General features: G+C 66.1%; 23 protein-coding genes. 4 read left to right on the top strand and 19 right to left on the bottom strand.

Going from position 1 to position 26467, the window contains the following annotated elements:
- The 6 genes from aroB to ACTDXD_RS23260 form a co-directional block, all read right to left on the bottom strand.
- Positions 1–1110, bottom strand: coding sequence for a 3-dehydroquinate synthase (aroB, locus tag ACTDXD_RS23285; protein WP_440124550.1), 1110 nt, complete (start codon positions 1108–1110; stop codon positions 1–3).
- Positions 1107–1667 (bottom strand): shikimate kinase, encoded by a 561-nt coding sequence (locus ACTDXD_RS23280; RefSeq protein ID WP_440124549.1) that lies wholly within the window; start codon positions 1665–1667, stop codon positions 1107–1109. Before ACTDXD_RS23280 ends, aroB begins: the two co-directional genes overlap by 4 nt.
- A gap of 5 nt (positions 1668–1672) precedes the next feature.
- Positions 1673–2860, bottom strand: coding sequence for a chorismate synthase (gene aroC, locus ACTDXD_RS23275; RefSeq protein WP_440124548.1), 1188 nt, complete (start codon positions 2858–2860; stop codon positions 1673–1675).
- A gap of 139 nt (positions 2861–2999) precedes the next feature.
- Positions 3000–3734 (bottom strand): RNA-guided endonuclease InsQ/TnpB family protein, encoded by a 735-nt coding sequence (locus tag ACTDXD_RS23270; protein ID WP_440124547.1) that lies wholly within the window; start codon positions 3732–3734, stop codon positions 3000–3002.
- Positions 3735–4011: 277 nt separating this feature from the next.
- Complete coding sequence (locus ACTDXD_RS23265; RefSeq protein ID WP_440124546.1) at positions 4012–4146, bottom strand: helix-turn-helix domain-containing protein; 135 nt, start codon at positions 4144–4146, stop codon at positions 4012–4014.
- Between the two features lie 93 nt (positions 4147–4239).
- A complete protein-coding gene (locus ACTDXD_RS23260; RefSeq protein WP_440124545.1) occupies positions 4240–4887 on the bottom strand; it encodes a prepilin peptidase in 648 nt (215 codons plus the stop codon).
- A gap of 145 nt (positions 4888–5032) precedes the next feature.
- Here ACTDXD_RS23260 and ACTDXD_RS23255 point away from each other — a divergent pair, with 145 nt between their 5' ends.
- A complete protein-coding gene (locus ACTDXD_RS23255) occupies positions 5033–5392 on the top strand; it encodes a DUF1622 domain-containing protein (protein ID WP_440124544.1) in 360 nt (119 codons plus the stop codon).
- Positions 5393–5511: 119 nt separating this feature from the next.
- Here the strand turns inward: ACTDXD_RS23255 and ACTDXD_RS23250 are convergent, their stop codons facing one another.
- The 6 genes from ACTDXD_RS23250 to ACTDXD_RS23225 all read right to left on the bottom strand — a co-directional run bounded on the left by ACTDXD_RS23250 (position 5512) and on the right by ACTDXD_RS23225 (position 14206).
- A complete protein-coding gene (locus tag ACTDXD_RS23250) occupies positions 5512–6495 on the bottom strand; it encodes an alpha/beta fold hydrolase (RefSeq protein ID WP_440124543.1) in 984 nt (327 codons plus the stop codon).
- Positions 6496–6985: 490 nt separating this feature from the next.
- On the bottom strand, positions 6986–7846 hold the full coding sequence (locus ACTDXD_RS23245; protein ID WP_440124542.1) for a shikimate dehydrogenase: 861 nt from the start codon (positions 7844–7846) through the stop codon (positions 6986–6988).
- Positions 7836–9488: an endolytic transglycosylase MltG gene (locus tag ACTDXD_RS23240; protein ID WP_440124541.1), complete on the bottom strand. Its 1653-nt coding sequence runs from the start codon at positions 9486–9488 to the stop codon at positions 7836–7838. The genes ACTDXD_RS23245 and ACTDXD_RS23240 overlap by 11 nt, the downstream gene beginning before the upstream one ends.
- Entirely contained in the window at positions 9485–10006 is a 522-nt protein-coding gene (gene ruvX, locus ACTDXD_RS23235; RefSeq protein WP_440127767.1) for a Holliday junction resolvase RuvX, read from the bottom strand. The genes ACTDXD_RS23240 and ruvX overlap by 4 nt, the downstream gene beginning before the upstream one ends.
- Complete coding sequence (gene alaS / locus ACTDXD_RS23230) at positions 10006–12672, bottom strand: alanine--tRNA ligase (RefSeq protein WP_440124540.1); 2667 nt, start codon at positions 12670–12672, stop codon at positions 10006–10008. The genes ruvX and alaS overlap by 1 nt, the downstream gene beginning before the upstream one ends.
- A gap of 121 nt (positions 12673–12793) precedes the next feature.
- The gene (locus ACTDXD_RS23225; protein ID WP_440124539.1) at positions 12794–14206 is read right to left on the bottom strand and encodes a replication-associated recombination protein A; all 1413 of its coding nucleotides are present in this window, start codon (positions 14204–14206) and stop codon (positions 12794–12796) included.
- Between the two features lie 197 nt (positions 14207–14403).
- Here ACTDXD_RS23225 and ACTDXD_RS23220 point away from each other — a divergent pair, with 197 nt between their 5' ends.
- On the top strand, positions 14404–16029 hold the full coding sequence (locus ACTDXD_RS23220; RefSeq protein ID WP_440124538.1) for an alkaline phosphatase D family protein: 1626 nt from the start codon (positions 14404–14406) through the stop codon (positions 16027–16029).
- A gap of 12 nt (positions 16030–16041) precedes the next feature.
- Here ACTDXD_RS23220 and ACTDXD_RS23215 read toward each other — a convergent pair whose 3' ends face one another.
- Both ACTDXD_RS23215 and aspS read right to left on the bottom strand, forming a co-directional pair.
- Positions 16042–17205, bottom strand: a complete 1164-nt coding sequence (locus ACTDXD_RS23215) for a phosphotransferase family protein (RefSeq protein ID WP_440124537.1) — start codon at positions 17203–17205, stop codon at positions 16042–16044.
- A gap of 416 nt (positions 17206–17621) precedes the next feature.
- A complete protein-coding gene (aspS, locus tag ACTDXD_RS23210) occupies positions 17622–19415 on the bottom strand; it encodes an aspartate--tRNA ligase (RefSeq protein WP_440124536.1) in 1794 nt (597 codons plus the stop codon).
- 139 nt (positions 19416–19554) lie between these two features.
- Here aspS and ypfJ point away from each other — a divergent pair, with 139 nt between their 5' ends.
- On the top strand, positions 19555–20469 hold the full coding sequence (gene ypfJ / locus ACTDXD_RS23205) for a KPN_02809 family neutral zinc metallopeptidase (RefSeq protein WP_440124535.1): 915 nt from the start codon (positions 19555–19557) through the stop codon (positions 20467–20469).
- A 49-nt stretch (positions 20470–20518) separates the two neighbouring features.
- On the opposite strand, the gene ACTDXD_RS23200 is transcribed toward ypfJ, so the two are convergent.
- The 5 genes from ACTDXD_RS23200 to ACTDXD_RS23180 all read right to left on the bottom strand — a co-directional run bounded on the left by ACTDXD_RS23200 (position 20519) and on the right by ACTDXD_RS23180 (position 24695).
- Entirely contained in the window at positions 20519–21295 is a 777-nt protein-coding gene (locus tag ACTDXD_RS23200; protein ID WP_440124534.1) for a hypothetical protein, read from the bottom strand.
- Between the two features lie 24 nt (positions 21296–21319).
- Positions 21320–21790 carry a nucleoside deaminase gene (locus ACTDXD_RS23195; protein ID WP_440124533.1) on the bottom strand — a complete coding sequence of 157 codons (471 nt, stop codon included), beginning with the start codon at positions 21788–21790 and terminating at the stop codon, positions 21320–21322.
- An 11-nt stretch (positions 21791–21801) separates the two neighbouring features.
- Positions 21802–22101, bottom strand: coding sequence for a protease inhibitor I42 family protein (locus ACTDXD_RS23190; protein WP_169691000.1), 300 nt, complete (start codon positions 22099–22101; stop codon positions 21802–21804).
- A 146-nt stretch (positions 22102–22247) separates the two neighbouring features.
- Positions 22248–23816, bottom strand: a complete 1569-nt coding sequence (locus tag ACTDXD_RS23185; protein WP_440124532.1) for an FMN-binding glutamate synthase family protein — start codon at positions 23814–23816, stop codon at positions 22248–22250.
- A gap of 6 nt (positions 23817–23822) precedes the next feature.
- A complete protein-coding gene (locus tag ACTDXD_RS23180; RefSeq protein WP_440124531.1) occupies positions 23823–24695 on the bottom strand; it encodes a TIGR03620 family F420-dependent LLM class oxidoreductase in 873 nt (290 codons plus the stop codon).
- 41 nt (positions 24696–24736) lie between these two features.
- Here ACTDXD_RS23180 and ACTDXD_RS23175 point away from each other — a divergent pair, with 41 nt between their 5' ends.
- Entirely contained in the window at positions 24737–26446 is a 1710-nt protein-coding gene (locus ACTDXD_RS23175; protein ID WP_440124530.1) for an alpha/beta hydrolase, read from the top strand.
- Positions 26447–26467: the final 21 nt, after the last annotated feature.

Raw genomic sequence — 26467 nt, 5'->3', positions numbered from 1 at the left:
CTACAGCAGAACTGTGCCTGCGTCGGCCGTGCCCTGCCGAGCCACCTCGGAATAGGCGGCGGCCAGCAGCGACGGATCCGGACCCTCGAGCCGACCCGGCTTCGCAAGTCCGTCGAGCACCACGAACCGCAGCAGGCCTGCGCGGTTCTTCTTGTCGGTCTGCATGCCCGCAAGCAGATCACCGAACGCATCCGACGCATACGTCGTGGGCAGACCCACCGATTCGAGGATTACGCGGTGCCGCTCGGCAGTAGCGTCGTCGAGACGCCCCGCGAGCCTGCCCAACTCCGCGGCGAACACCAGACCGACCGACACCGCCGCGCCATGGCGCCACTTGTACCGCTCGCGTCGTTCGATGGCGTGACCGAGTGTGTGGCCATAGTTGAGAATCTCGCGCAGACTCGATTCCTTGAGATCTGCCGCCACAACCTTCGCTTTGACCTCGACCGACCGTCGAATCAACTCGGGCAGGACGGCCCCGGCCGGGTCGAGTGCGACCTCCGGATTCTCCTCGATCAATTCGAGGATCACCGGATCGGCGATGAATCCGGTCTTGATGACCTCGGCCAGCCCCGCGATAATCTCATTGCGCGGTACCGTCTCGAGGGTCGCGAGGTCGACGAACACCGCCGACGGCTCGTGGAACGACCCCACAAGATTCTTGCCCGCCTCGGTGTTGATGCCGGTCTTACCGCCCACGGCCGCATCGACCATGGCGAGCAGCGTCGTCGGAATGTGGTAGACCCGCACCCCGCGCATCCAGGTTGCGGCCACGAAACCCGCGAGGTCGGTGGCGGCGCCACCGCCGAGGCCGACGATCGCATCCGAACGCGTGAGGCCGATTTTTCCGAGCACCTCCCAGCAGAAACCGGCAACGGCGAGTTCCTTGCCGTCCTCGGCATCCGGGATCTCGATGCGATGCGCGTCGATCCCTGTCTCCGCAAGCGCTTCCCGCACCGCTTCCGCGGTGGCGGCCAACGTCGGCTGATGGAAGATCGCGACAGTGCGAGTGCCCGCGAGGGTCTCGACGACATCGCCGAGCAGTCCACGTCCGATGACAACCGGGTAAGGCTGGGAGGTTTCGACGTCGATGCGTACCGGTTCGGTCACGGTGTGCTGCTCCGATTCTCTTCGCTGGTCATGATGTTCGAGTTCTCCTGCGCCGAATCGAGTTTGGCGAGCACCTGCTGGACGACGCGACCTGGGCTGCGGCCATCGGTGCGCACCCGGATCGTCGCCGACTTCCGGTAGAGCGGCCGCCGCCTCCGCATCAGATCGCGGTACTTCTGCGCAGGATCCCCGCCGTTGAGCAGAGGCCGGGTGGTGTTCGTCCCGGTCCGGCGCAAGCCTTCCGCGACACTGAGTTCGAGGTAGACCACCGTGTGTCCTGCCAGCAGCTCACGGGTCCGATCCGACAGGATCGCCCCCCCACCGAGTGACACCACCCCGTCGTGCGAGGCAAGAGCCGATGCGACGACCTGCTCCTCGATCCGGCGGAACTCCGGTTCTCCGTCCTCGGTGAAGATCTCGGGAATCGTCCGTCCCGTAACGCGCTCGATCTCGACATCGGTGTCGAGCAACGGCACATCGAGCGCCTGGGCGACCCGTCGCCCGATGGTGGATTTCCCGGCCCCCGGGGGTCCGATCAGGACTGCACGCGGCACCATGGCTGTCACCGCGGCGGGCGCGCCGCGATCCCCTTCACGTAATGGTCGACGTTGCTCACTGTCTCGGCAAGCGAGTCGCCACCGAACTTCTCGAGCGCTGCCTGGGCGACGACGAGTGCCACCATCGCTTCGGCTACCACACCCGCTGCCGGCACCGCGCACACGTCCGAGCGCTGGTGGATCGCGACGGCTTCTTCACCTGTGCTCATGTCGATCGTGGACAACGCACGCGGCACCGTCGAGATCGGCTTCATCGCCGCACGAACGCGCAGCGCCTCACCGTTGGTCATGCCACCTTCGAGACCACCGGCGCGGTTCGTCGATCGGACCACCCCATCCGGCCCCGGCACCATCTCGTCGTGGGCAGCGCTGCCGCGGCGACGCGCGGTTTCGAAGCCGTCACCGACTTCGACGCCCTTGATCGCTTGAATACCCATCAAGGCAGCGGCGAGGCGTGCATCGAGACGCTCGGCGCCACTGACGAACGAGCCGAGACCCACCGGCAGACCATGCACCACGACCTCGACAACACCGCCGAGAGTGTCGCCGTCGCGCTTGGCTGCCTCGATCTCGTTGATCATCGACTCTTCCGCCGCCTTGTCGAAGGCGCGAACGGGACTCGCGTCGATCGCCCCGAGGTCTGCAGCCGACGGCCCCGGGCCCACATACGGATCAGAGGCTCCGATCGAGATGACGTGCGAGACGACTTCGGCCCCGAACACCTGGCGCAGGAAGTTGCGGGCCACTGTTCCGGCGGCGACGCGCGCCGCGGTCTCACGCGCGCTCGCGCGTTCGAGCACTGGGCGTGCGTCGTCGAATCCGTACTTGAGCATGCCCGAATAGTCGGCGTGACCGGGGCGGGGACGGGTCAGCGGGGCGTTGCGCGCCTGCCCGGCGAGCAGTTCCGGGTCGACCGGATCGGCAGCCATGATGGTCTCCCACTTGGGCCACTCGGTGTTGCCGATCTCAACGGCGACGGGGCCACCGAGTGTGCGTCCGTGCCGGACACCTCCGATGATGGTGACCTTGTCGGCCTCGAACTTCATGCGCGCGCCACGTCCGTAACCGAGTCGTCGCCGCGCAAGCTGCTCCGAGATGTCGTTCGATGTCACCTCGACACCAGCAACCATGCCCTCGAGCATCGCGACGAGGGCGGGACCATGGGATTCTCCGGCAGTTATCCAGCGCAGCACGCGTCCATCCTTCCATGGTCACCGGGCGAGCTGTGACGCCACCCTGTTGACGTCCTCCCGGCCGAGAACAACCGGGATTCCTACCGCAGCGCAACACGCCACCTCGGTGGGTTCCTGTTTCATCGAGCCACGCTCCCCACTAAACAGGAAGACTTACCATCTCTCCGCAGGCGTTTCGCCCCTCCGCCCGTCCAGCGGCGAGGATGTTTCGTGCTGCATTGACATCGCGATCGTGGACCACACCACACCCCCGACAGGTCCACTCCCGCACCGACAACGGCTTCGATCCGTCGACCCGCCCGCACGCCGAGCACAGCTGCGACGACGGAAACCACCGATCCACCTTCACCAACACCCGCCCATACCGGGCGGCCTTCTCCTCCAGCATGCGGGTGAACATGCCCCACCCGGCATCGTGCACCGACTTCGCCAACCGCGTCCGTGCCACACCCTTCACGCACAGATCCTCGACGAACACCGCTTGATTCTCGCGGATGATCGCCGTGGAGTGTTTGTGCGCCCACTCGCTGCGGGCATCGGCCACCCTCGCGTGAGCTCTGACGACCTCGAGGCGGGCCTTTGCCCGGTTCTTGCTGCCCTTGTCCTTGCGAGACAGATTCTGCTGCGCCCTGCGGAGTCTGCGTTCGGCGCGTCGGAAGAACCTCGGGGACTCGATGACCTTCCCGTCCGAGAGCACCGCGAACGTGGCGAGCCCGAGGTCGATCCCCACCTCGGTGTCGCACTCCGACAGCGGCTCGTCGGTGGTCTCCACCACGAACGACACGAAATAGCGGCCCGCCGCATCCTTGATGATCGACACACTCGACGGTTCCGACGGCAACTCCCGTGACCAGGCGACTTTCAGCTCGCCCACCTTCGCGATATACAGCCTCTGGTTGCTCGGATACCGAACCCGTTCCGGGTCAGCCGGATCGACTGCCGAGTGCCCTTGCGAGACCGGAACCGCGGAGCCCCCACCCTGCGACCCTTCCGCTTCCCGGACAGCGACTCGAACCAATTCCGATACGCGCGACGCGCGTCCTGACAGGCTTGGACCAACACCACCGACGCCACCTCGGACAGCCACACCCGCTGCGGAGTCTTCTTCGCCTCGGTGACCACCCGTTTCTGCACGGCGGTGTCCGAGATCTTCACCCCGGCGCATACGCGTCCTGCCGGGCGCGCAACGCATCGTTGAACACCACCCGCGCGCATCCGAACGACCGCGCCAGCATGTCCTGCTGGCCGGGCGTCGGATACACGCGGTAGCGGTATCTGAGTTGCACGCCCGCACCGTACAAGCGACCACCGACACACACCGCTCGAGGGATCGGCTGTCCCGGCCGTGAACGACCGGACTTGCGCCGAAGACAGTGCGGTCAACCGGCGGACAGCACTGCCAGCATCGTCGCGACACACATCGACGGACCGTGCGGCACCACCGTCGACCCGGACGATCGCTCACCCGACGAGACCCGGCCGAGACGCCGGTACAGAAGGACAACCGACCCGACGACGGCGGTCAGCAACGGCGGGAGCAGCAGCGCGATCATCCAGGCCTGCGCTCCGGCGACCCCCGCGGCGGCGCCTAATCCGATCGCGAGTTTGACATCGCCGGCCCCCAACGAGCGTGGGGACAGCAGATGTGCGGTGAGCATCACCCCGGTCAGCAGGGCCGCGCCGACGACCGCGGCGCGTCCGTGTCCCGCACAGGCCCCGATCGTCACGACCGCCAGTCCCCCACCGAGGGTGAGCACGTTGGGAAGCCGTCGCACCAGCAGATCGACTCCACTGCAGCTCACGCACCACCACATCAACAATGCGAGCGCAGCCGCCGCAGGCCACGTCGCCGCGGTGGCGAGGGCGCCGCCGGTGGCGCACGCGATCTCGCATGCGCCGCGCCACGGCTCGGCTCCGGACAGTCGCGTCGTGAGCGTCCGCACACTCACGCCCACCACCGCTCCGATCAGCGCCATCACCACCGCTCCGAGGAACGGGATCGCGGGAGTCACGACGGTGGGGATCACGCGTCACAGCATCGCCCGACCACGAAGGCCATGGGAGACGCCGGCACCGGAATCGCCCGATCTGTGGATCGATGTGCCTCCTGTGGACAACTCGGCGTGTAAGCATGGGCCGGTCGGTTGTCCGGGGTAGGAGGGAGCGTCACTGATGCAGGTGGCAGAGCTACTCGAGCACGTGGGCTCCGCGATCGATGTCGTCGGGGTCGCATGCATCGTTCTCGGCGCGGCAGTGTCCACGTGGATCGCGCTGGATTCGTGGCGACGCCGGACCGGCGCGAAGATCTACGAGCCGTACCGCCGAAATCTCGGTCGGTCGATCCTGCTCGGACTCGAGTTCCTGGTCGCGGCCGACATCATCAAGACCGTCGCGGTGACGCCCACGTTCACTTCGGTCGGCGTGCTCGCGATCATCGTACTCATCCGGACCTTCCTGAGCTGGTCTCTCCAACTCGAGATCGAAGGTCGATGGCCGTGGCAGAAGGAGTCCCCCACCGCTACGGCGAGTTGAGCTCGTCGCGGCGGCGCAGCAGGAACTGTCGTTCGAGCCCCGGGGTATGTTCGGCTACGCACATCAGGGTTGCTGTGCGAGCTCCTGGCGAAGGAGAGCCGTCCGCCCCGATCGAGAAGTCATCGAATTCGGGCATGCTCGTCGAGGAACTGCCGGGTCATTTCTGCGATCGCCGCCGCGTGGGCATGGAACAGGTAGTGGTGGCCATCCATGACCATGACCTTCTGAATTGCAGGGTTGCTGATCGCGGCGCGATGCACCGGTTCCCATTCTGGTTCCACCTCGACAGAGGAGGCTGTGAGGATCGAAAGGGTCGGTAGCGTCGGCGGGAACACTGCCCCCTCGGCTGTTCGCACGTTCTCCGCCTCGTGGGCCATCTCGTCCAACATGGTCGGGTTCAACACCCACGAGTACGCGCGCAGGTACAAATCCTGTTGGTCCGTGGTGTATTCGCCAGCGTCACCGAGACTGTCCCGGTAGTCGGCCACTAGCCCTAGGTAGTCGGTGCTCTCGTCCAGGGCGATCAGGTCTCGGGTGCCCCCGACGGCGTTGACGGAGGCCATCCAACTCGGCCAATCCGGTGAGCCCTGGGCTCCGTCGGAGGTGTAGCGCTCCTCGTCCAGGCCCACCAATGCGGCGACCTCATCGGGATGATGAGTAGCCCACCACATCGCGTACAGACCTGAAATCGAATGTGGCATCAAGACGTAGGGGCCACTGAGTCCCAATTCGCGCAATGCCGAACGGGTCTCGTCGACGATCGCCCCACTGGTGCGCGGAACGTCGGTGCCGTCGCTCAATCCCAGCCCGAACGGCTCGATCGTGACGACCGTGTTCTGCTCCGCTAGGCGCTCGGCCAACGGGGCGAATCCGAGGATCGGTTCCGGTGTGCCCAGGCCAGGCATCAGGACGATGGTTCGCGGCCCCGAACCCTGAACCGCCACGCTCATTTGATGTCCGTCCACCTCGACGTACCGATGCTCGGGGCCGATCAGATGCTCGATAGCCCGCTTGTCGCGAGGTGTCTGCCACCAGTGGAAAGATGCCGAAATCGCTACGGCAACAACAACTAACCCGGCTACTCCGACGAAGATCCATCCCACTGCACGAAATGTCCGCCGCCTCGGAGGCGTCGAATCTGCTACTGCTTCACTCGGCCGATCGCCGTCACTCCGATCTCCTGATTCCACGTCGGTCGTAGACGGATCAGGCCTCCCCAGCATCCCCATGCAACGAAGATAACCGACAACGCCCACACGGTGGGGGCCATTTACTACATGGCGTAGTAAAAATATCTGTGCAGTACAGCGCGTGCCTGGGTTCCTGGTGTTCGTACAGAGAGCCTCGGCCTCTCATCGACAATCCGTGACACGCGGCGCAAGTCGGCACAAGGTTCGCCGAACCCGCATCGCGGTCTGCTCGTGGTGCGGAGGCCTCGCTCGAGTCAACTGCACGAGCCCACTTGCAGGGGTCGTACTTCGCTTGGCAGGGTGGCCGCCTCCGCGAGTGTACGTCCCTGGTTGAGTGCGTCGCGGTCAGGTGCCTCGATGACCTTGAAGCCCGAGCTGTTCCTTGCCGTCGAGATACGGGCCGTCAGGGGTGAGGATCTCGACGCCCTTCACCGAGGCCGACCGCCGCGGCCATCGCTTCCTTCGGCGCGGGACGACCCGTGAACTGTTCCACCTGACCGAATGCCTGATGCAGCAGCATCGACAGGCCGGACACGACGACACTGCCGCGCGAGCGCGCGGCCGCACCGAGCGGAGTCGGCCACGGGTCGTAGATCGCGTCGAGAATGAACGGCGCCCGCGCCAGCACATCGGCGTATGACGCTGCCGCCGCGGCGGGCACCGTCGAGACCAGTGCGCCTGACGCCGCACACACCTCACCGAGCGCCGGATCGTCGAACGACACCCACCGCGGCGTGACCCCCACGGACTCGGCGCAGTCGAAGGTTTCGGCTGCACGCTGCTTCGAGCGCGCCACGATGGTCACCTCGCGGACACCCAGGTCTGCGAGGCCGGCGATAGCGGGACGGGAGGTGCCGCCGTTACCGACTACCACAGCGGAACGGCCCGTCAGATCGGTCACTCCGATGGTTCCGAGCGCACCACTGACACCGTCGATATCGGTGCAGTCGGCGCGCCAGCCACCGTCGGTGCGGACAAGCGTATTCGCCGAACCGATCACGACGGCACGCTCCGTGCGTTCCGTCGCGAATTCGAGCGCGGCGAACTTGCCCGGCATGGTGACGGACAGACCGACCCATTCGTCACCGAGTCCGGACACGAGGTCCGGTAGCTGCTCAGCTGTGCATTCGATGCGCTCATAGGTCCAGTCGGCAAGTCCGAGCGCCCGATATGCGGCGAGGTGCAGCAGCGGAGACTTCGAATGCCCGATCGGGCTGCCGAGTACGGCCGCCTTGCGGACCGTGTTCGTGTTGTCATCTGCCACTGTCGAGAATTCCGCTTTCGAGAGCCAACTGGGTATTGACGAGGTGTTCCTCATAGGTGTCGGCGAACAGGGTGGTTCCCTGGTCGTCGATCGTGACGAAGTAGGTCCACTCGCCCGGTTCCGGGTTCTCCACGGCCTGCAAGGCACCGATGCTCGGCGACGAAATCGGGGTAGCAGGCAGACCTACGCTCGCATAGGTGTTCCACGGCGTCACGCGTGCACGGTCCGCATCGGTGGTCGCGAGTTCGGTCTCATCGAGCGCATAGTTGACCGTCGAGTCGAACTGCAGCATCTGGTCGATCTCGAGGCGGTTGAGGATCACCCGTGCGACCCGCGCGAAATCGTCGGGCATGGCTTCACGCTCGACCAGGGACGCGGCGACGAGCAATTCGTACGGGGTCAGGCCCACCTTCGGCGCAGCGGCAGAGATTCCCGTCTCGTCGTATCGTGCGGCGCTGCCGGTCACGAGTGTCCGCAATACCTCTCCGGGCTCGGCCGAAGGGTCGAAATCCCAGCTACCCGCAGCGATGAGGCCTTCGAGCTGACGCTCACGATCCGGCACCTGCACAACAGCGTCGCGCGCCCATGCCGGGACCCCGAGCGCGTCCAGATCGGCGCTGGCGCCGGCTGCGACGAGTTCCTCGTAGGTCAGGCATTGTGTGACACCGGCATCGTCGTAGCAGCTTGCTTCTGCGATGAGGGTGTAGATGCCCTTGCGAACGGCGCCGGTGTTGACGTCTCGGATGTCGTGAAGCTGGCGGCCTTCCGAGATCACGAGCGCGCCCACCCGGCTCTCCGGGGAGACGAAGGCGGTGACTGCGTCGACACCGGAGATATTGGTGGGGATTGCATAGAAGCCGGGGTGCACAGCGTTCATACCTGCGTTCTGCACCGCAGCGTTGTAGAACGCGCCCGCACTGGCGGTCACGCCTTTGTCAGCGACTTCACTGCTGATCTCCGTCGCGGTTTCGCCCGCATGGACCTGCACGATGGCGACCGGCCCGGGAGGACCGGCGAAATCGGGCGGCAACCCCGGGCCCATGAATCGGTCGTAGGCGAAGTAGCCCCCTCCCACCACCACGATGAGAAGCAGCACAGCGGCCAGGGAGCCGACTACCTTACCTCGCCTGCGACGCTTTGCCGATGCGCTGGACTCGGCGCGCTGCTCCGTCGTGGCGCCGACGACGGCCGGGGCTGCGCGCTCGTCGTCCCACGAATCGGCATCCATGTCGTCGTGGACAGGTATTGCGGCGATGGTCTCGGTCCGATCGAATACACCGGGCTCGTCGTACTCTGCGCCGTCGTAATAATCGTCTTCTCGACGTTGGGCGTATGAGTAGCCACCGACGTACTCGTCGTCGTGACGAGCCCCTCCGCGTTCGTCCTCGAACCCCGCTTGTCGGTGCGGCGGGGGGCCGTCGAACACGCCCTCATCGAAATGCAGGATGTTGGTCGGATCGTCGTCCGGGTGCCGACCGTCAGCGGGTCGGTTCTGGCCGTATTCTTCGCGCCGCGGCGCCGGGTCGGGGCCAGGCGGGGTGTAGCGACCTGCGGTGTCGTAGGTTCCGGCGTAGGGGTCGCTGAACATACCGCCATGCCGAGTATCGGGAGTGTCGTCGCCGTACCGTCCGTCCCGGCTCACCGGCCGCTCCCCTGGTCCCCGTCTGCCACGTTCAATGCTGCACTCCGCTCGTCCAACCAACCTTGCAAGATGGCGACGGCCGCGGCCTGGTCGATCACGGGCCGCGCGCCGCGCGCGCTGACTCCACTGTCGCGAAGCGCACGCGCCGCAGTGACCGTGGTGAAGCGTTCATCGGCCATCCGAACGGGAACCTCGGGAATCTCCCGACGAAGTCGACGTGCGAACGAACTCGCCAGCTTCGCGGCCTTCCCCGGCTCGCCGCGCAGGGTCTGCGGCAGCCCGACGATAACCTCAACCGCCTCGTATTCCATAACAATCTGGACAATGCGCCGGATATCGGGCGCGTCGGGGCCGCGCTCCTTGGACCTCGGCACAGTCTCGACCGGGGTGGCGAGGATACAGTCGGGGTCGCATGACGCCACTCCGATCCGCACACTGCCGACATCGATGGCGATACGACGGCCCCGGCCCGGATCATCCGAACCGGGACGATCAGGGCCGGGTAGCTCGGCCACGATCAGCCGGCCAGCTCGCGCGCTCGGCCACGGAACGCGTCGAGCGCCGCATCGATACCCGATGCGTCCGAGCCCTGGCCCTGGGCCATGTCGGGTTTTCCGCCCCCGCGACCACCGATCGCCGGGCCGAAGCTCGACACGAGGTCGCCGGCTTTGATGCCCTTGTCCCGCGCAGCGTCGTTGGTTGCCACGACGAACGGCACCTTGCCATCGGCGCTGCCGAGCAGCAGCACCACGGCCGGGTCGCTGCCGAGCCGCCCGCGGATGTCCGACACCAGGGTGCGCAGGGCAGCGCCGGATACACCTTCCGGTGCTCGGCCCGCGACGACGAGCACATCACCGATGCGTTCCGCTTTGTCGGCGAACGAACCTGCTGCCGCGGCCACGTTCGCGGCACGGGTCTTCTCGAGTTCCTTCTCGGCGACCTTGAGTCGTTCGAGAAGCGACTCGACTCGTCCAGGAACCTCTTCGGAGGGCACCTTGAGGGTCGACGACAGGCCCGCGAGCAACGCGCGTTCCTTCGCCAGGTGCCGGTAGGAGTCGAGGCCGACGTAAGCCTCCACCCGGCGCACGCCCGAGCCGACGGACTGTTCTCCGAGCAGTGTGACCGTGCCGACGTGCGACGAGTGCTGCACGTGCGTGCCGCCGCACAGTTCCATCGAGAACGGCCCGCCCATCTCCACGACACGCACTTCGTCGCCGTAGTTCTCACCGAAAAGCGCCATCGCGCCCATCTTCTTGGCCTTGTCCAGATCGGTGACGAACGTGTTGACCGGGTAGTTCGCAGCGACAGCCTCGTTGGTGACGGTTTCGATGTCCTGCTTCTGCTGTTCGGACAGCGCTCCCGGCCACGAGAAGTCGAAACGCAGGTATCCGGGCTTGTTGAGCGAACCGGCCTGCACGGCGTTCGGGCCGAGGACCTCCCGCAGCGCCGCGTGCACCAGGTGGGTGCCCGAGTGCCCCTGCGTGGCACCCTTACGCCATTCCGGATCGACCTGAACGAGAACAGCGTCGCCTTCGACGACCTGACCCTCGAGCACTGTGACCTTGTGCACCCACAACTGCTTGGCGATCTTCTGCACGTCGTTGACCTTCACGCGCAGACCGGTTGCGGTGATGGTGCCCACATCGGCGATCTGACCGCCGGATTCGGCATACAGCGGGCTGCGGTCCAGGATCAGTTCGACGTCCTGGCCGGCGCTCGCGGCGTGCAGGCGCTCACCTCCGGTGATGACGGCCAGAACGTGCGCCTCCGACACGAGTTCGTTGAAGCCGGTGAACTCGGTGGGGCCGCGGTCGAGCAGTTCCTTGTAGATCGTCAGGTCGGCGTGAGCGTGCTTGCGCGCGCGGGCATCGTCCTTCGCGCGCTGCCGTTGCTCGGCCATGAGCGACCGGAAGCCGTCCTCGTCGACGGTGAGTCCTGCTTCGGACGCCATCTCGAGGGTCAGGTCGATCGGGAACCCGTAGGTGTCGTGCAATGCGAAGGCCTCGGAACCGCCGAGCACGGTCTTGCCCTGCGCCTTCACCGACTCGACGGCACCTTCGAACAGTTTGCTGCCGGTACCGAGGGTCTTGAGGAACGCCGTCTCCTCGCCGACAGCCACGGTCTCGATGCGCGCGAAGTCGGTGGCCAACTCGGGGTACGACGGGGCCATCGTGTCGCGGACGACAGCCATGAACTCGGCCATCGTGGGCTGCTCGGCGCCGAGCAGACGAGCCGATCGGACGATGCGGCGCAGCAGTCGGCGCAGAACGTAGCCGCGGCCGTCGTTGCCGGGGTTGACGCCGTCGACGATGAGCATCGCAGCGGTGCGCGCGTGGTCGGCGATCACACGGAATCGCACGTCGGAACTGTGGTCGGCGCCGTAACGGCTTCCGGTCAGTTCCTGAGCCTTGTCGATGACCGGCCGCAACAGGTCCGTCTCGTAGACGTTCTCGACACCTTGCAGCAGGAAGGCAACACGCTCGACGCCCATACCCGTATCGATGTTCTTCTTCGGCAGCGGGCCGAGGATCTCGAAGTCTTCCTTGCTGGCGCCCTCGCCACGCTCGTTCTGCATGAACACGAGGTTCCAGATCTCGATGTAGCGGTCCTCGTCGGCCTCCGGGCCGCCTTCGACGCCGTAGTCGGGCCCGCGATCGTAGAAGATCTCCGAGCACGGGCCGCACGGGCCGGGGATACCCATCGACCAGTAGTTGTCCTTCATGCCGCGACGCTGAATCCGTTCGGCCGGGACACCGATCTTGTCGTGCCAGATCGAGTACGCTTCATCGTCGTCGAGGTAGACCGTGGCCCAGAGCTTTTCCGGATCGATGCCGTATCCGCCCTCGCCGACGGAATCGGTGAGCAGCGACCACGCGTGTGTGATGGCGTCTTCCTTGAAGTAGTCGCCGAACGAGAAGTTGCCGGCCATCTGGAAAAAGGTGTTGTGCCGGGTGGTGATCCCCACCTCCTCGATATCGAGGGTGCGCACACACTTCTGCACCGAAGTGGCCCGCGAGTAGGGCGGGGTCTGCTGCCCGAGGAAGAACGGCACGAAGGGGACCATGCCTGCGTTGACGAACAGCAGGTTCGGATCGGCCAGGATCAGCGAGGCACTCGGCACTTCGGTGTGGCCTGCCTTCACGAAGTGGTCGAGAAAGCGCCTGCGGATCTCGTGGGTCTGCACGTCGATGGTCCTTTGTGGTCTGACGGTGGCGGAGCTGCCCGGCATGGGGCGGACGATCCAGTCGATCGGCCGCCTTTCAGCTTATCGCGCCCTCGCGAACGGATTATCAGGACCGCGGCGGCTACCGCGGTCCGCGTACGATCCGACGCAACTTCGGCACCCGGGACGACAGATCACGCTCGACTCCGCGGCCCGTCGGCTCGTAGTAGTCGACGCCCACGAGCTCGTCGGGCGGGTACTGCTGTGAGAGGACACCGTCCGGGTGGTCGTGCGGATACCGGTACCCGATGGCGTTCCCGAGCTTCTGCGCGCCCTGGTAGTGACCGTCACGCAGGTGATTCGGCACGGGTCCGGCCTTCCCTGCCTTCACATCGCCGATGGCAGCGAACAGCGCGGCGGTCACCGATCCGGACTTCGGTGCGGTGGCGATGTGGATGGTGGCCTGCGCGAGGGCGAGCTGAGCCTCCGGCATACCGACCTGCTGGACCACCTGTGCCGCGGCGACCGCCGCCTGGAGCGCGGTGGGGTCGGCCATACCGACCTCCTCGCTGGCCTGGATCATCAGGCGCCGGGCGATGAACCTCGGGTCCTCCCCAGCCACGATCATCCGCGCGAGATAGTGCAATGCGGCATCGACGTCGGAGCCGCGCAGTGACTTGATGAAGGCACTGGCGACGTCGTAGTGCTGGTCACCGTCGCGGTCGTACCGGACCGCGGCCTTGTCGATGCTGGATTCGACGGTCGGCAGGTCGATGACTGCGTCGGTGTCACCCGCGCGGTCGAGCGCCGTTTCGGCGGAGGCTTCCAACGCCGTCAGGGCGCGGCGAGCATCGCCGCCCGCGAGCCGGACGAGGTGATCGAGCGCCTCGTCGGTGATCGCGACCGTCCCTGCGAGCCCCCGCGGGTCCGTGCGGGCCCGTTCGAGCAACGCCCGGATGTCGTCCGGGCCGAGGGGCTGCAATTGGAGTACCAGCGACCGCGACAGCAGAGGTGCGACGACGGAGAAGGACGGATTCTCGGTCGTGGCCGCCACCAGCAGGACGATCCGGTTCTCCACCGCGGCGAGCAGTGCGTCCTGCTGGGTTTTGGAGAACCGGTGGACCTCGTCGATGAACAGCACCGTCTGCTCGCCATGGGTGAGCCGACGGCGAGCGAGGTCGATCACGGCGCGGACGTCCTTCACACCTGCGGACAGCGCGGACAACGCTTCGAAGCGTCGACCCGTGGCACCGGAGATGAGCGACGCAAGGGTGGTCTTGCCGGTTCCCGGAGGCCCGTAGAGGACGACGGAAGCGGCACCTGACCCCTCGACGAGTCGCCGCAGCGGCGCGCCCGGCTCCAGCAGGTGCTGCTGCCCGAGGACCTCGTCGAGGTTCGCCGGGCGCATCCGTGCCGCCAGCGGTGCGTTCGGCCCGGTCGGGCCGACCGGGGTACGCCGGATCGACGGTTCGGGATCCGGCTCCGATTCGCGCGGCGCTTCGAACAAGGCGTCCGGTTCGGCCGACGGGTCGTTCGCCCCGAAGAGATCACTCACGCCGACGACGCTACAAGCGCCACCGCCCTTCGAGCGAATGTGCGGTCGATCTCCTCACAGCGAGCGAGTATGCCGTGCACTCGGATATCGGTTCCCGGACGACGAACGCTCGGTGAAATCCGAACACTCGGTGAAATCTTGGCGGGCATCCTGCTCGTTCGTCGAACACCCGTCCAGAACTGTGTTCGGATCGGTGCGTGATCTCTACGCGATTGTCCCGCCGCACATTCCTGCGCTCCGGAGTCGGCGCCGCCGGCGCTGCCGCACTCGCCGCCACCGGGAGCGCGGCATCGGCGTCACCGTCGGTGTTCCGCCACGGCGTCGCCTCCGGAGATCCGCTCCCGGACGCGGTGATCCTGTGGACGCGGGTGACCCCGTCGCCTGAGGCGACACCCGGTTCTGGACTCGGACCCGAGACAACAGTGCGGTGGGAACTCTCCCGCAACACGAACTTCGAGTCGATCGACGCGACCGGGACGGTCACCGCGTCCGCCGCATCGGATCACACCGTCAAGATCGACGCGACCGGACTCGCCGCCGCAACCGAGTATCACTACCGTTTCGTCGTCGGAGATGTCGTGTCGCCGACGGGGCGCACCCGCACCGCGCCCGCCCCTGGCACACCGACGGATCATCTGCGCTTCGGGGTGGTGTCGTGCTCGAACTGGGAGGGCGGCTTCTTCGGTGCGTATCGGCATCTCGCAGCCCGCGACGATCTGTTCGCGATCCTGCATCTCGGCGATTATCTGTACGAGTACGCGGCGGGCAGGTTTCCTGTCGCAGGCACCGACGCCAGGACCCATGCCCCGGCCAACGAGATCGTGACCCTGGCCGACTACCGGATCCGACACGGGCAGTACAAGACCGACTCCGATCTGCAGGCCCTCCACGAGACCGTGCCGTGGATCGTCGTGTGGGACGACCACGAATCGGCCAACAACGCCTACGCGGGCGGTGCGGAGAATCATGATCCAGCGACCGAGGGCGATTGGGCCACGCGCAAGGCCGCCTCGGTCAGGGCCTACTCGGAGTGGATGCCGGTCCGTATGGACGGCACCCGCCTCTACCGGCGGCTTCAGTTCGGGGACCTCGCCGAACTGTCCATGCTCGACCTGCGCAGCTACCGGAGTGAGCAGGTCCGCCCCGGGGCGCAGTGGCGCACCGTCGACGACGACACGCGCACGATCACGGGGCCGGAACAGATGGCGTGGTTGACCGCGGGGCTGACGAGCTCGCAGACGAAGTGGCAGCTGGTGGGGAACTCGGTGATGATTGCACCGGTGCTGTTCCCGCCCTTGGACCCTCAGGCGACAGGCGCGCTGACCGAGCTTCTCGGTGTGCCGTCGAACGGCATCCCGTACAACGCCGACCAGTGGGACGGTTATCCCTCCGATCGCCGACGACTGCTCGACGCGATCACCGCGGCAGGTCGTCGCAATGTCGTGTTCCTCACCGGAGACATCCACACGTCTTGGGGCGCAGCCGTCCCCGTCGACGCCGCCGCGTATCCGAACGCGGGAAAGGTGGCAACCGAATTCGTGGTGCCCTCGGTGACGTCAGCGAATATCGACGAGTTGCTCGGGGTTCCGCCGCGGACGGTCGGCGCCGCGATCGAATCCGCCATCCGGACCACCAATCACCACATCGAGTACGTCGAACTCGACTCCCACGGCTACGGAGTGCTCGACGTCACCCCCGAGGCGATCCAGATGGACTGGTTCCACCTGCACGACCTTTCCGATCCCCACACCGGCGTCACACGGGCGGCGGGACTACGAGTGGCTGCGGACAGCGCGAGCACGGAGCCCGCACCGCCATTGTGAGGACCGACGACGTCAGGGCTCCACGTGCCCCAGGTTCTCGAGAACCTCGCGCGCGTGCGCCGCAACATCGTCGTGGCCGGTATCGCTTGCGAAGTCCGCGAGCAACGACCACCTCGAACTCAACGCGCGAAGCCGCGCCACCGACAGTTGGTGGGTGCGCACCGACGCGATGCGGGCGTGCTCCTCGGGCAGGAACAGGTGGGTGCTCAACCAGACGCAGGCGAGCTGGGCGTCGAGGAGACGCTCGGCGAGAACTTCGTCGTAGGCAAGTTGCGGCCACATGCCCACCACCTCGGCGCGCCAGGCATCCGCCATGGCCCGCACCCGCTCGGAGGTCAGGGGCGCTGCACACAGGCACAATGGGAACGAGGTGAGCGCATACGCGATGTCGAGCGTCGCGTCGCGGAACCCGCCCCATTCGTAATCGAGAAACTGCACCCCGTCGTCGCCGACGACGATGTTGTCGGGGCACAGATCCGACGGACTGAACGCACGGAACCGTCCCCCGGTGAACAGCTTCGCAGCGCGCTCCGCGCGGTCGAGTACCGACTGGGGAACGGTGAGCCCGAAGTCCGTGGCGAGTAGTTCGGGCACGCCCCGGACCGCGTCGATGGCCTGTTCGGCCACCGCATCGCCGACGGATACGACCCCGGCTCTGCGGAGCAACGCCGAGAAATCTTCCTCACGGCCGACGGTCGCGGCATGCATGCGACCGAGAGCCTGCGCGAGCGCCATGAGCGTATTTCCGACGGTATCGGTGTCGCCACTGCGCAGCAGCGTCGCCAGCGGGGTGGCATCGCCGAGGTCGCTGAGCACCAGCAGCCGGGTCTCGAAATCGTAGGCGAGGAGTTCCGCTCCAGGTCGATGGTCCTTGGCGAGCGCGGTCGCGAACTGGTACGACACAGCTTCGCGGAGGAAGGCAACCTCCTCGTCCGTCGTGGCACCCCGGAGGTCGACGTGGCCGGCGCCGCGAGTCGGCGGCACCTGCTTCAGGACGAGGGTGCGGGGCAGAGAGAAGGGGTTGGCAGCGACTCGTACGCGAAGAACCACCGAGCGGCCGCTGCCGCCGAGATCCACAGGATCCGCGAGCGTAACCGGGGCGCCGGTGCGACGAGTGAGCAGCGTCTCCGCCGCTTGCACTACCTCCGAAACGGGGTCTGCCAATGTTGCGGTCATCACCGAACAATCTACATCGTCGCGGCCTCCGACAGGGCGTGCGGAATCCCCCACCGACTCGGGACCAAGGTCCATTTCGACCGAACCAGCGACGCCGCACTACTCCACGGTCCGGGTTGCGCCTGATCATCGACGCGTTTCACCGAAACGGACAATCCGCACCCAAGCCTTATGACCGCTTCGAAAGTTCTTCTCGGAAGCGCGAATCGAGGAGGTATTTTCGTGAATGAGAACTACCACGGCTATCGATTCGGCATATGAAGCTCTTCCGTACCGTCCGAAATCCAGAGTGCAGGACCGACGAACGGGGCGAGCTCACCTGGATGAACGCGCCCCGTCGATGTGGGCAGGGTTTCCGCGGCTGTCCCTCTTCCGGCAGTCGGCGAACCCTCTGCCCCGTGGCCGCCGCGGTGTCTCTACTGCGCGGTGACCGCTGCGGTGTCCTTCACGTCGTCGGGCTTGAAGTCCATACCGGATTCCTTGCGCTGCTCGGCGCTGATCGGGCCGGGTGCGTCGGTGAGCGGGTCGACTCCCCCACCCGACTTGGGGAACGCGATGACCTCGCGGATCGAGTCCACACCGGCAAGCAGCGCGGTGATCCGGTCCCAGCCGAAGGCGATACCTCCGTGCGGCGGCGCACCGTATTTGAACGCCTCGAGCAGGAAGCCGAACTTCTCGTTCGCTTCCTCCTCAGGAATTCCCATCACCTTGAACACGCGTTCCTGGATGTCGGGCCGGTGGATACGAATCGAGCCGCCACCGATCTCGTTGCCGTTGCAAACGATGTCGTAGGCGTAGGCCAACGCCGTACCCGGATCGGTGTCGAACGTGTCGAGGAACTCCGGCTTCGGTGAGGTGAAGGCGTGGTGTACTGCCGTCCAGGCAGACGAACCGAGAGCGACGTCACCCGATGCGGTCGCATCGGCTGCCGGCTCGAACATGGGAGCGTCGACCACCCACACGAAGGCCCACGCCTTCGGGTCGATGAGGTCGAGCTTGCGGGCGATCTCGCCGCGCGCCGCACCCAGCAGGGCGCGCATCGGCTTGGTCGCACCGGCGGCAAAGAAGATGCAGTCGCCGGGGACGGCACCCACATGCGCGGCCAACCCGGCCCGCTCGGCGTCGGTGAGGTTCTTCGCGACGGGGCCGGTGAGCTCGCCGTCCTCGCCCACGAGCACGTACGCAAGGCCCTTGGCGCCGCGCTGCTTGGCCCATTCCTGCCATGCGTCCAGCTGACGACGCGGCTGCGAAGCACCGCCCGGCATGACGACCGCACCGACGTACTCCGCCTGGAATACGCGGAAAGTAGTGTCCTTGAAGAACTCTTTGCACTCGACGAGTTCGATGCCGAAGCGCAGGTCCGGCTTGTCGCTGCCGAAACGTCGCATGGCGTCGGCGTAGGTCATGCGCGGGATCGGGGTCGCGAGCTCGTATCCGACCAGACGCCACAACGCGTGCAGCACCTCTTCGGCAAGCAGGATCACGTCGTCCTGGTTCACGAACGCCATCTCGATATCGAGCTGGGTGAACTCCGGCTGCCGGTCGGCGCGGAAGTCCTCGTCTCGATAGCAACGCGCGATCTGGTAGTACCGCTCGATGCCACCTGCCATGAGCAACTGCTTGAACAGCTGCGGCGACTGCGGCAGCGCGTAGAAGTTGCCGGGCTGCAGACGCGCAGGCACCAGGAAGTCGCGGGCACCCTCGGGCGTCGAGCGAGTCAGCGTCGGGGTCTCGACCTCGACGAACTCGTGATGGGCAAGCACCGAGCGAGCTGCAGCGTTGACCTTGCTCCGGAGGCGAATGGCCTTGCCGGGCCCCTCCCTGCGCAGGTCCAGGTAACGGTACTTGAGTCGGGCCTCTTCACCGGCCTGGTCGTCGAGCTGGAACGGCAGCGGCGCCGCCTCACCCAGCACCTCGAGTTCGACGGCATTGACCTCCACCGCACCCGTCGGGATCTCGAAGTTCTGGTTTCCTTCGGGCCGGATCTCGACGACTCCGGTCACCTTCACGCAGTATTCGGCGCGCAGCTTGTGCGCCTGCTCGAGCACCTTTGCGTCACGGAAAACCACCTGGGACACACCGGAGGCGTCGCGCAGGTCGATGAAGATGACCCCGCCGTGGTCGCGGCGCCGGGCAACCCAACCGGTGAGGGTGACGGTTTGCTCGGCGTGCTCGGCTCGCAACGAGCCGGCGAGATGGGTGCGCAGCACGGAATTCCTTTCGAAACGATCATCGACGGGGTTCGTCGCTGCAATCCTACGAAAGACACGAACCGGCCGAGCACACACGTGCCGAAACGGCCGTGCCAGACTTGTGCGGCTCGAGTGGCTCGACGACAAGGCGGATGCAATGACGTTCAACGAGGGCGCACGACGCGATCCGAACCGGGTTCGTGTCGGTGGAGGCGGCCGCGGTGGCAAGATCGCGCTGGGGGGCGGCGCGGGTGGCCTCATCGTGCTGATCCTGGCGCTGCTGTTCGGCGGCGACCCGACGTCACTGCTCGGATCGGGTGTCGCGGACCAACCCGACCCGTACAGCGCCGGGGGAACCCTCGAGGGATGCGAAACCGGCGGCGACGCGAACTCGAGCGTCGACTGCCGCGTCGCCTTCACTGTCGAATCCCTCGATACCGTGTGGGAGCAGCAACTCGCCGCTCAGACAGGCATTGCATACCAGATGCCCGAAGTCGAATTGTTCACCGCGGCGACTTCGACCGGATGCGGCAACGCCACCAGCGACATCGGCCCGTTCTACTGCCCCGCGGATCGGACGGCGTATTTCGACACCAGCTTCTTCGAGCAGCTCGTGACCCAGTTCGGGTCGAGCGGCGGGCCCCTCGCCCAGGAATACGTGGTTGCGCACGAAGTAGGCCATCACCTGCAAAATCAGCTGGGAGACCTCGGTCGCGCACAGACGGATCCCCGCGGACCGGAGTCGGGCGCGGTGCGCACCGAACTCCAGGCCGATTGCTATGCCGGGGTGTGGGCGCACTACGCGGACACCCTCCCCGACCCGGACACAGGTATTCCGTTCCTGGCGCCGCTGAACGACACCGATATCCGGGATGCGCTCTCGGCCGCCTCTGCGGTCGGCGACGACCGTATCCAGTCCGCTGCAACGGGCCGTGTCAACCCGGAAGCGTGGACCCACGGCTCGTCCGAGCAGCGCCAGAAGTGGTTCATCGCGGGATACAACACGGGCCGGATCGCAGCGTGCGACACCTACTCCGCGTCCGATCTGGACGCTCCGCCCGCGTTGCGATGAGCGCTGGATCTGCACCCGGGCGAGTCGCACACCACGCCCCTGCTGCCACTCACGGGACGGGATCGACGATGAGCCGTACCACCTCGTCGTCGACCCTCCACCACGAATCCGGATTCTCACGCGCCGCGGTGTAGACGAGACCGGCGGCGTCCCCGGTGATCACTCCGGGTAATCCCGGATCGTCCGTCCTGAACGTGGCGGGGTGAGGGCCCGGCCACGACGGAACAACGCCGTCCGGAGCGGCCCCCGCCTGCGGTTCATGGACGTGCACGGTTTCGGGCACGAAAGGTTCGGCCTCACCCTGGGCCAAGTCCCAGGCCTCCGAAATCACGTCTCGCAATGCTGCGCGATTCTCGAGTGCGGCCGGTGACAGATCCTGCTCGAACCGGGTACCGAATGCGTAGACACGCAATTCCGAGGCGTCACCGTATCCATGAAAGGCGACGGTGGTCGTCGCCTGATCGGTCACTCCGGGACTTCCGACATCGGTGCCCAGATCGATGAGGTACAGATCCTCGATATCCGCCGCGAACCGGGCCACATCGTCCGGATCTGCCTGAGCCACCAGGTATTCAGGTGGGGCCATCATGAGAGGTTCGGTTCGTTCGGTGTAGACCACCCGGCCATCGCCGTAAACCGAGATCACCGGAGAGTGAAGCGCCTGGACCACGAACGGGAGCCATCCGTGGCCACCGGCGCCGACGCTGAACACAAGTTGGTCGGCCGGCAGGCGGTCCAGGTGCTCGCCCGGCGACGCACAGGAGATCGACACCAGTGCCCCGATACCGACCCAGGTCGACTTACGAATTCGACTCGCCGACGACACATTCCCCCCACCCGTAGCTCCTGTTCAGGTTAGGGGATCGGACGACGGTGCGATGCCGATATCTTCATCCCACAGTTCTGGTGAGTTGTCGATGAAGCGGGTCATCATCGCCACGCAGCGGGGGTCGTCCAGCACCGTGACCGAGACTCCGCAGTCGACGAGCCACCCGTGGCCGCCGCAGAACGTGACCGCCTCCCCGACGATGACGGACCCGATGCCGAACTGACGCACCAGACCACTGCAATACCAGCACGGCGAGAGCGTCGTGACCATGATTGTCGACCTGTAGTCGCGACGGCGACCGGCCGCGCGAAACGCCGCGGTCTCTGCGTGGATCGTCGGATCGCCATCTTGGACGCGTCTGTTGCGCCCCCGACCGAGCAGTGTGCCCTCGGAGTCGAACAGCGCGGCTCCGATCGGTATGCCGCCTTCGGAAAGCCCCACCTCGGCCTCTGCGCGTGCGACGTCGAGGAGCGCGTACGCGTCGATCCCCATTCTGCGAAGCCTCAGGTCACCGTGACGGTCATGTCGGCGAGTGCCGCAGACAGGTCCATGTGCCTGCGCATCCGCAACGACAGCGGCCACGTGCCCGGCCGCTTCGCGCGGAGGTAGAACACCCGTTCACTCGTGGCTCCGGGCAGCGGATTGTTCGAGGGAACGAACCTGATGTCGCGTAGGTTGAGCCCTTTCCCGATTCGGGTCGTGGACCAGCAGTAGTCGCGGGAGGTGTTCTCCGGCAGGTGCAGTTCGATGGTGTCCCCCACATCGACCGTCAAATCGCGTGGACCAGTGGTGATGTGCTTCATGGATCCAGGGTACGGCGATAATGTGATACAGACCACCACTATCAGCGGTCGGGAGCACCGCCCTCGCGGTCGAAGTCGTCATCCGCCCCCCGCACCCTCACGCTGCTGCCCACTTCGGCTGCGCTGAAAGCGCGGGACAGCCACCATCAGTACCGAGTCGCAGTTCCGGTGGATCCGGTGTCGCCGAGCGCAGTCGCCGTCATGATGCGAGTGATCTCCTCCTGATCGGTAGGACCCGGTAGGCCCCATCCTTCCCGGTAGCCGTACAGCTCGGTCAGTGTCACAGAGCGTCGGTTGCCGTCGGCGATCTCGACATCGTCGGAGGTGATCAGGCTCGGGTGCGGCACGCCACACGCCTGCGACACCTTCAGCAGGTCGCGACGTAATGCACGCAGATACTGCTCCACCCGGTCCGCTTTCGACGGAACGTCCAATCCGCGTTGCAGCCAGGGCTTCTGCGATGCAACGCCGGTCGGACAGGTGTCGGTATGACACTTCTGGGCCTGGATACAGCCGACTGCGAACATCGGTTCGCGCGCGACGTTGAGCATGTCGCATCCGAGAGCCATGGCCGCGACGGCGTTGTCGGGGAGACCGAGTTTCCCCGACCCGATGAAGGTGACCCGCTCGGCAAGGCCTGCGTCTGCAAACTGCCGATAGACACGGGCGAAGCCACTGCGGAACGGGAGGGAGACGGTGTCCGCGAATACCAGCGGCGCAGCGCCCGTACCACCTTCCCCTCCGTCGATCGTCACGAAGTCGACTCCGCGGTCGCCGCTGCGCATCCGGTCGATGAGGACCTGCCAGAATCTCGGATCGCCGACTGCAGCCTTGATTCCCACGGGCAGCCCGGTTCTCTCGGCGAGGAGTTCGACGAAATCGAGCATGGTATCGACATCGTGGAACGCGGTGTGCCTCGACGGACTCACGACATCGCGCCCCACCGGTACGCCGCGGATCCCGGCGATCTCCGCCGTGACCTTTGCTCCGGGCAGCAGGCCCCCGAGCCCGGGTTTCGCGCCCTGACTCAGCTTGATCTCGAGCGCCTTGACCGGCGCCGACTCGGTGAGCGCAACAAGCCTGTCCAGGTCGAATCGCCCTTCGGCGTCGCGACATCCGAAGTAGGCGGTGCCGATCTGGAAGACAAGATCTGCGCCGTTGTGGTGATACGGCGACAGGCCTCCTTCACCCGTGTTGTGGAGGCACCCCGCGGCCGCCGCGCCCTTGTTCATCGCGACCACCGCAGCCGCCGACAACGAGCCGAAGCTCATCGCCGAGATGTTGACCACCGAACCGGGGCGGAACGCCTTCGCACGACCGCGTGGTCCGCCCAGGACCTTCGCGGAGGGAATCGCCACGTCCTCGTCACTGTGCGGTGCGGCGGACGGCGGAACCTGGGAGAAGGTGCGGTGTTTGATGACGGTGTATCCGTCGGTGCGCTCGATGTCGTTGTCGGTGCCGAAACCGAAGGTGTTGTTCTCCTGCTTCGCCGATGCATAGATCCACCGGCGCTGGTCCCGGGTGAACGGGCGTTCCTCGTCGTTTCCGGCAACGATGTACTGCCTCAGTTCGGGGCCGATGGCCTCGATGAAGTAGCGGGCATGCCCGATTACAGGAAAGTTGCGCAGCAGCGAGTGTTTTCGCTGCAGCAGGTCGTACGACGCCACCGCGGCCACCGCGGCAGCGGGGATTCCGAGAGTCTTCCGCCAGTCCATTGCCGATCAGCCGATGAGCGCCGCGGCGAGGTCCCGGTAGGCCTGCGTGGGGAACGACGTCGGATCTGCAGTCAGTACCTGAACAGGTACTTCGTCGGCACCGGCCTCGTAGTGCCGTTCGATCCCGGCGACGACGCGTTCGATGCTGCCCGACGGAATCAGCGCCTCGCGCAACCGGTCGCTGCCTGCCCCCGCCACGTCCTCCTCGGTGAACCCGAGTCGCAGGAGGTTGCCGGAGTAGTTCGGAAGCGACAGGTAACCCCGCATGTACTCTTGCGCGATTCCTCGGGCGGTGTCTTCGTCCTCATCGAGCACTACAGCAACTTCGGGTGCGAGGAGCGGGCCGTCACCGAGGATCTCCCGGGCCTGAGCTGTGTGTTCGGCGGGAGTGAAATAGGGGTGTGCGCCTGCGGTGCGCTCGGCCGACAACGTCAGCATGCGAGGGCCGAGCGCTGCCAGTACGAGACGGTCTGCTGGAACCGGGGTGTCCGCTCGGTCCAACGCGTCCAGATATTCGACCATGCGACTGTAGGGTTTCGTGTAGCGGCCGGCTTCGGTCGCGTTGACGACGGGGCCGTGACTAGCGCCGAGACCGAGCAGGAAACGTCCGGGATGTTCGCGTTCGAATCGATCGACCGTCGTCGCGGCGTCCTCAGGATCCGCGTGCCAGATGCTGACGATTCCGCTCGCGACACCGAGCCTCGGTGTCGCAGCGAGCACCTCTCCGTAGATCGGGGGAACACCGTCGCCGAAGCCGCCGGATGTCCATAATCTCGCGTAGCCGAGTTCATCGAGTTCCCGCGCCGCGTCGAGAGCGGCTTCCCTGGTTTTCCGGCTTAGCCAGAATCCGCCGCCCCATACGCTCACTCGTCGTGTCATGGTTCCGACACTATCTGCCCGCGCCGGGATACCGTCGGCGGATGACGACCGCATCGGCTCACGCCGGCTCCCCGACCGTCGAACGGCGGCCGTATTTCTCGGTGTTCGGGCTGGATTTCGTCGGCCTCGTGGTCGCGGTGTTCTTCTTCGCGTGGAGTCTGAGTCCGTCGTTGATTGCCCGGGAGTGGCTGTACCAAGGCCTCATCAGCGGAATCACGAGCGTCACGGGATACGGAATCGGTGTTCTGCTCGCCTATCCGGCGCGCCGCTGGATCGCGCCGCACCTGACATGGTGGCGCAGACGACGCACCGCCCGCATCATTGCGCAGATCGTCGTCGCTGTTCTTGCGCTGGTCACAGTGACCGGATCTCTTCTGGTTGCGGCCAACTGGCAGAACGATATCCGAGCGCTCATGGGTGTCGAGGACACCACGTCGTTCGCGTACTTGCGCACCGGACTGGTCAGTGCCACCATCTTCGCTCTCCTCCTGCTGCTCGGGCGCGGCCTCCGACGCATCGCCCGCCGTTTCGCGCGATTCCTCAGCGCACAGCTGCATATCCCGGTTCCGGCGGCGCACGTGATCGCACCGGCGGTGCTCGCAGCCTCGGCAGTGGTCTTCGTCGACCAGGTGATCCTCGCGAGCACGTCGACCGCCGCACGATTCGTGTTCGCGTCCGACAACAACAGCACCGACCCGGGTGTCGCACAACCACGGGAACCGCAGCGGTCCGGCAGTTCTGCGTCCGCATCGTCGTGGGACAGCCTCGGCAGGCAGGGTCGCACGTTTGCCGACGGCGGCCTGAGGGCCGACGAATTGACCGAAGTCAACGGCACTCCCGCCAGTGAACCGATCCGGGTGTACGCCGGGCTTTCGGCCGACACCTCCACCGCATCGCAGGTGCAGTTGATTCTCGACGAACTGGACCGGACCGAGGCGTGGGAGCGCGAGATCCTCGTGGTGTCGGGGACGACCGGAACCGGGTGGGTCAACCCCGTCGCGGCGGATTCGATCGAAATGATCTACAACGGTGATTCGGCGATCGCGGCGATCCAGTATTCGTTCCTGCCGAGCTGGATTTCGTTCCTCGTCGACGGTTCGGCCGCGAAAGCGGCGGGTGACGCACTTATCCACGGTGTGTACGAGCGATGGGCGCAGCTTCCGGAAGGGCGACGCCCGAAGCTGGTGGTGTACGGCGAGAGTCTCGGATCGCAGTCCGCAGAGGCGGCGTTCGACGACCTCGCCGATCTGCGCAATGACATCGACGGCGCACTGTTCGTGGGTCCGCCCAATTCGAACTCGCTGTGGCGAGGTCTCGTCGCCAACCGTGACCCCGGCTCTCCGCAGGTACTGCCCACGAACAACGACGGGCTCGAGGTGCGCTTCGCTGCGAGCCCGGAGAATCTGGAGTCATTCCACGGGCCGTGGCACGATCCGCGCGTGCTGTACCTGCAACACGCATCGGACCCGGTGGTGTGGTGGGGTCCCGAGTTACTGATCGAGCGACCCGATTGGCTCGCCGAGCCACCGGGCGCAGATCGGGTGCCGTCGATGCGCTGGTATCCGATCGTCACGTTCTGGCAGGTGGCGGCCGACATCATGGTCGGCACTTCACCCCCGGTCGGGCACGGGCACAACTACGAGGATCTCATCCCCTACGGGTGGGCAGCGGTCACAGCGCCGGACGGATGGACGGACACGGACACCCAACGGGTCGCGGACACGATCACCGACATGCACTTCGGAGATTGACCTCCCACAACCACGTCGCGG

This window comes from Rhodococcus sp. SJ-3, from assembly GCF_051918125.1.
Lineage (GTDB): Bacteria > Actinomycetota > Actinomycetes > Mycobacteriales > Mycobacteriaceae > Rhodococcus.
The sequence above is the reverse complement of the archived record's forward strand: the minus strand, read 5'-3'. Positions and strand labels throughout refer to the sequence as shown.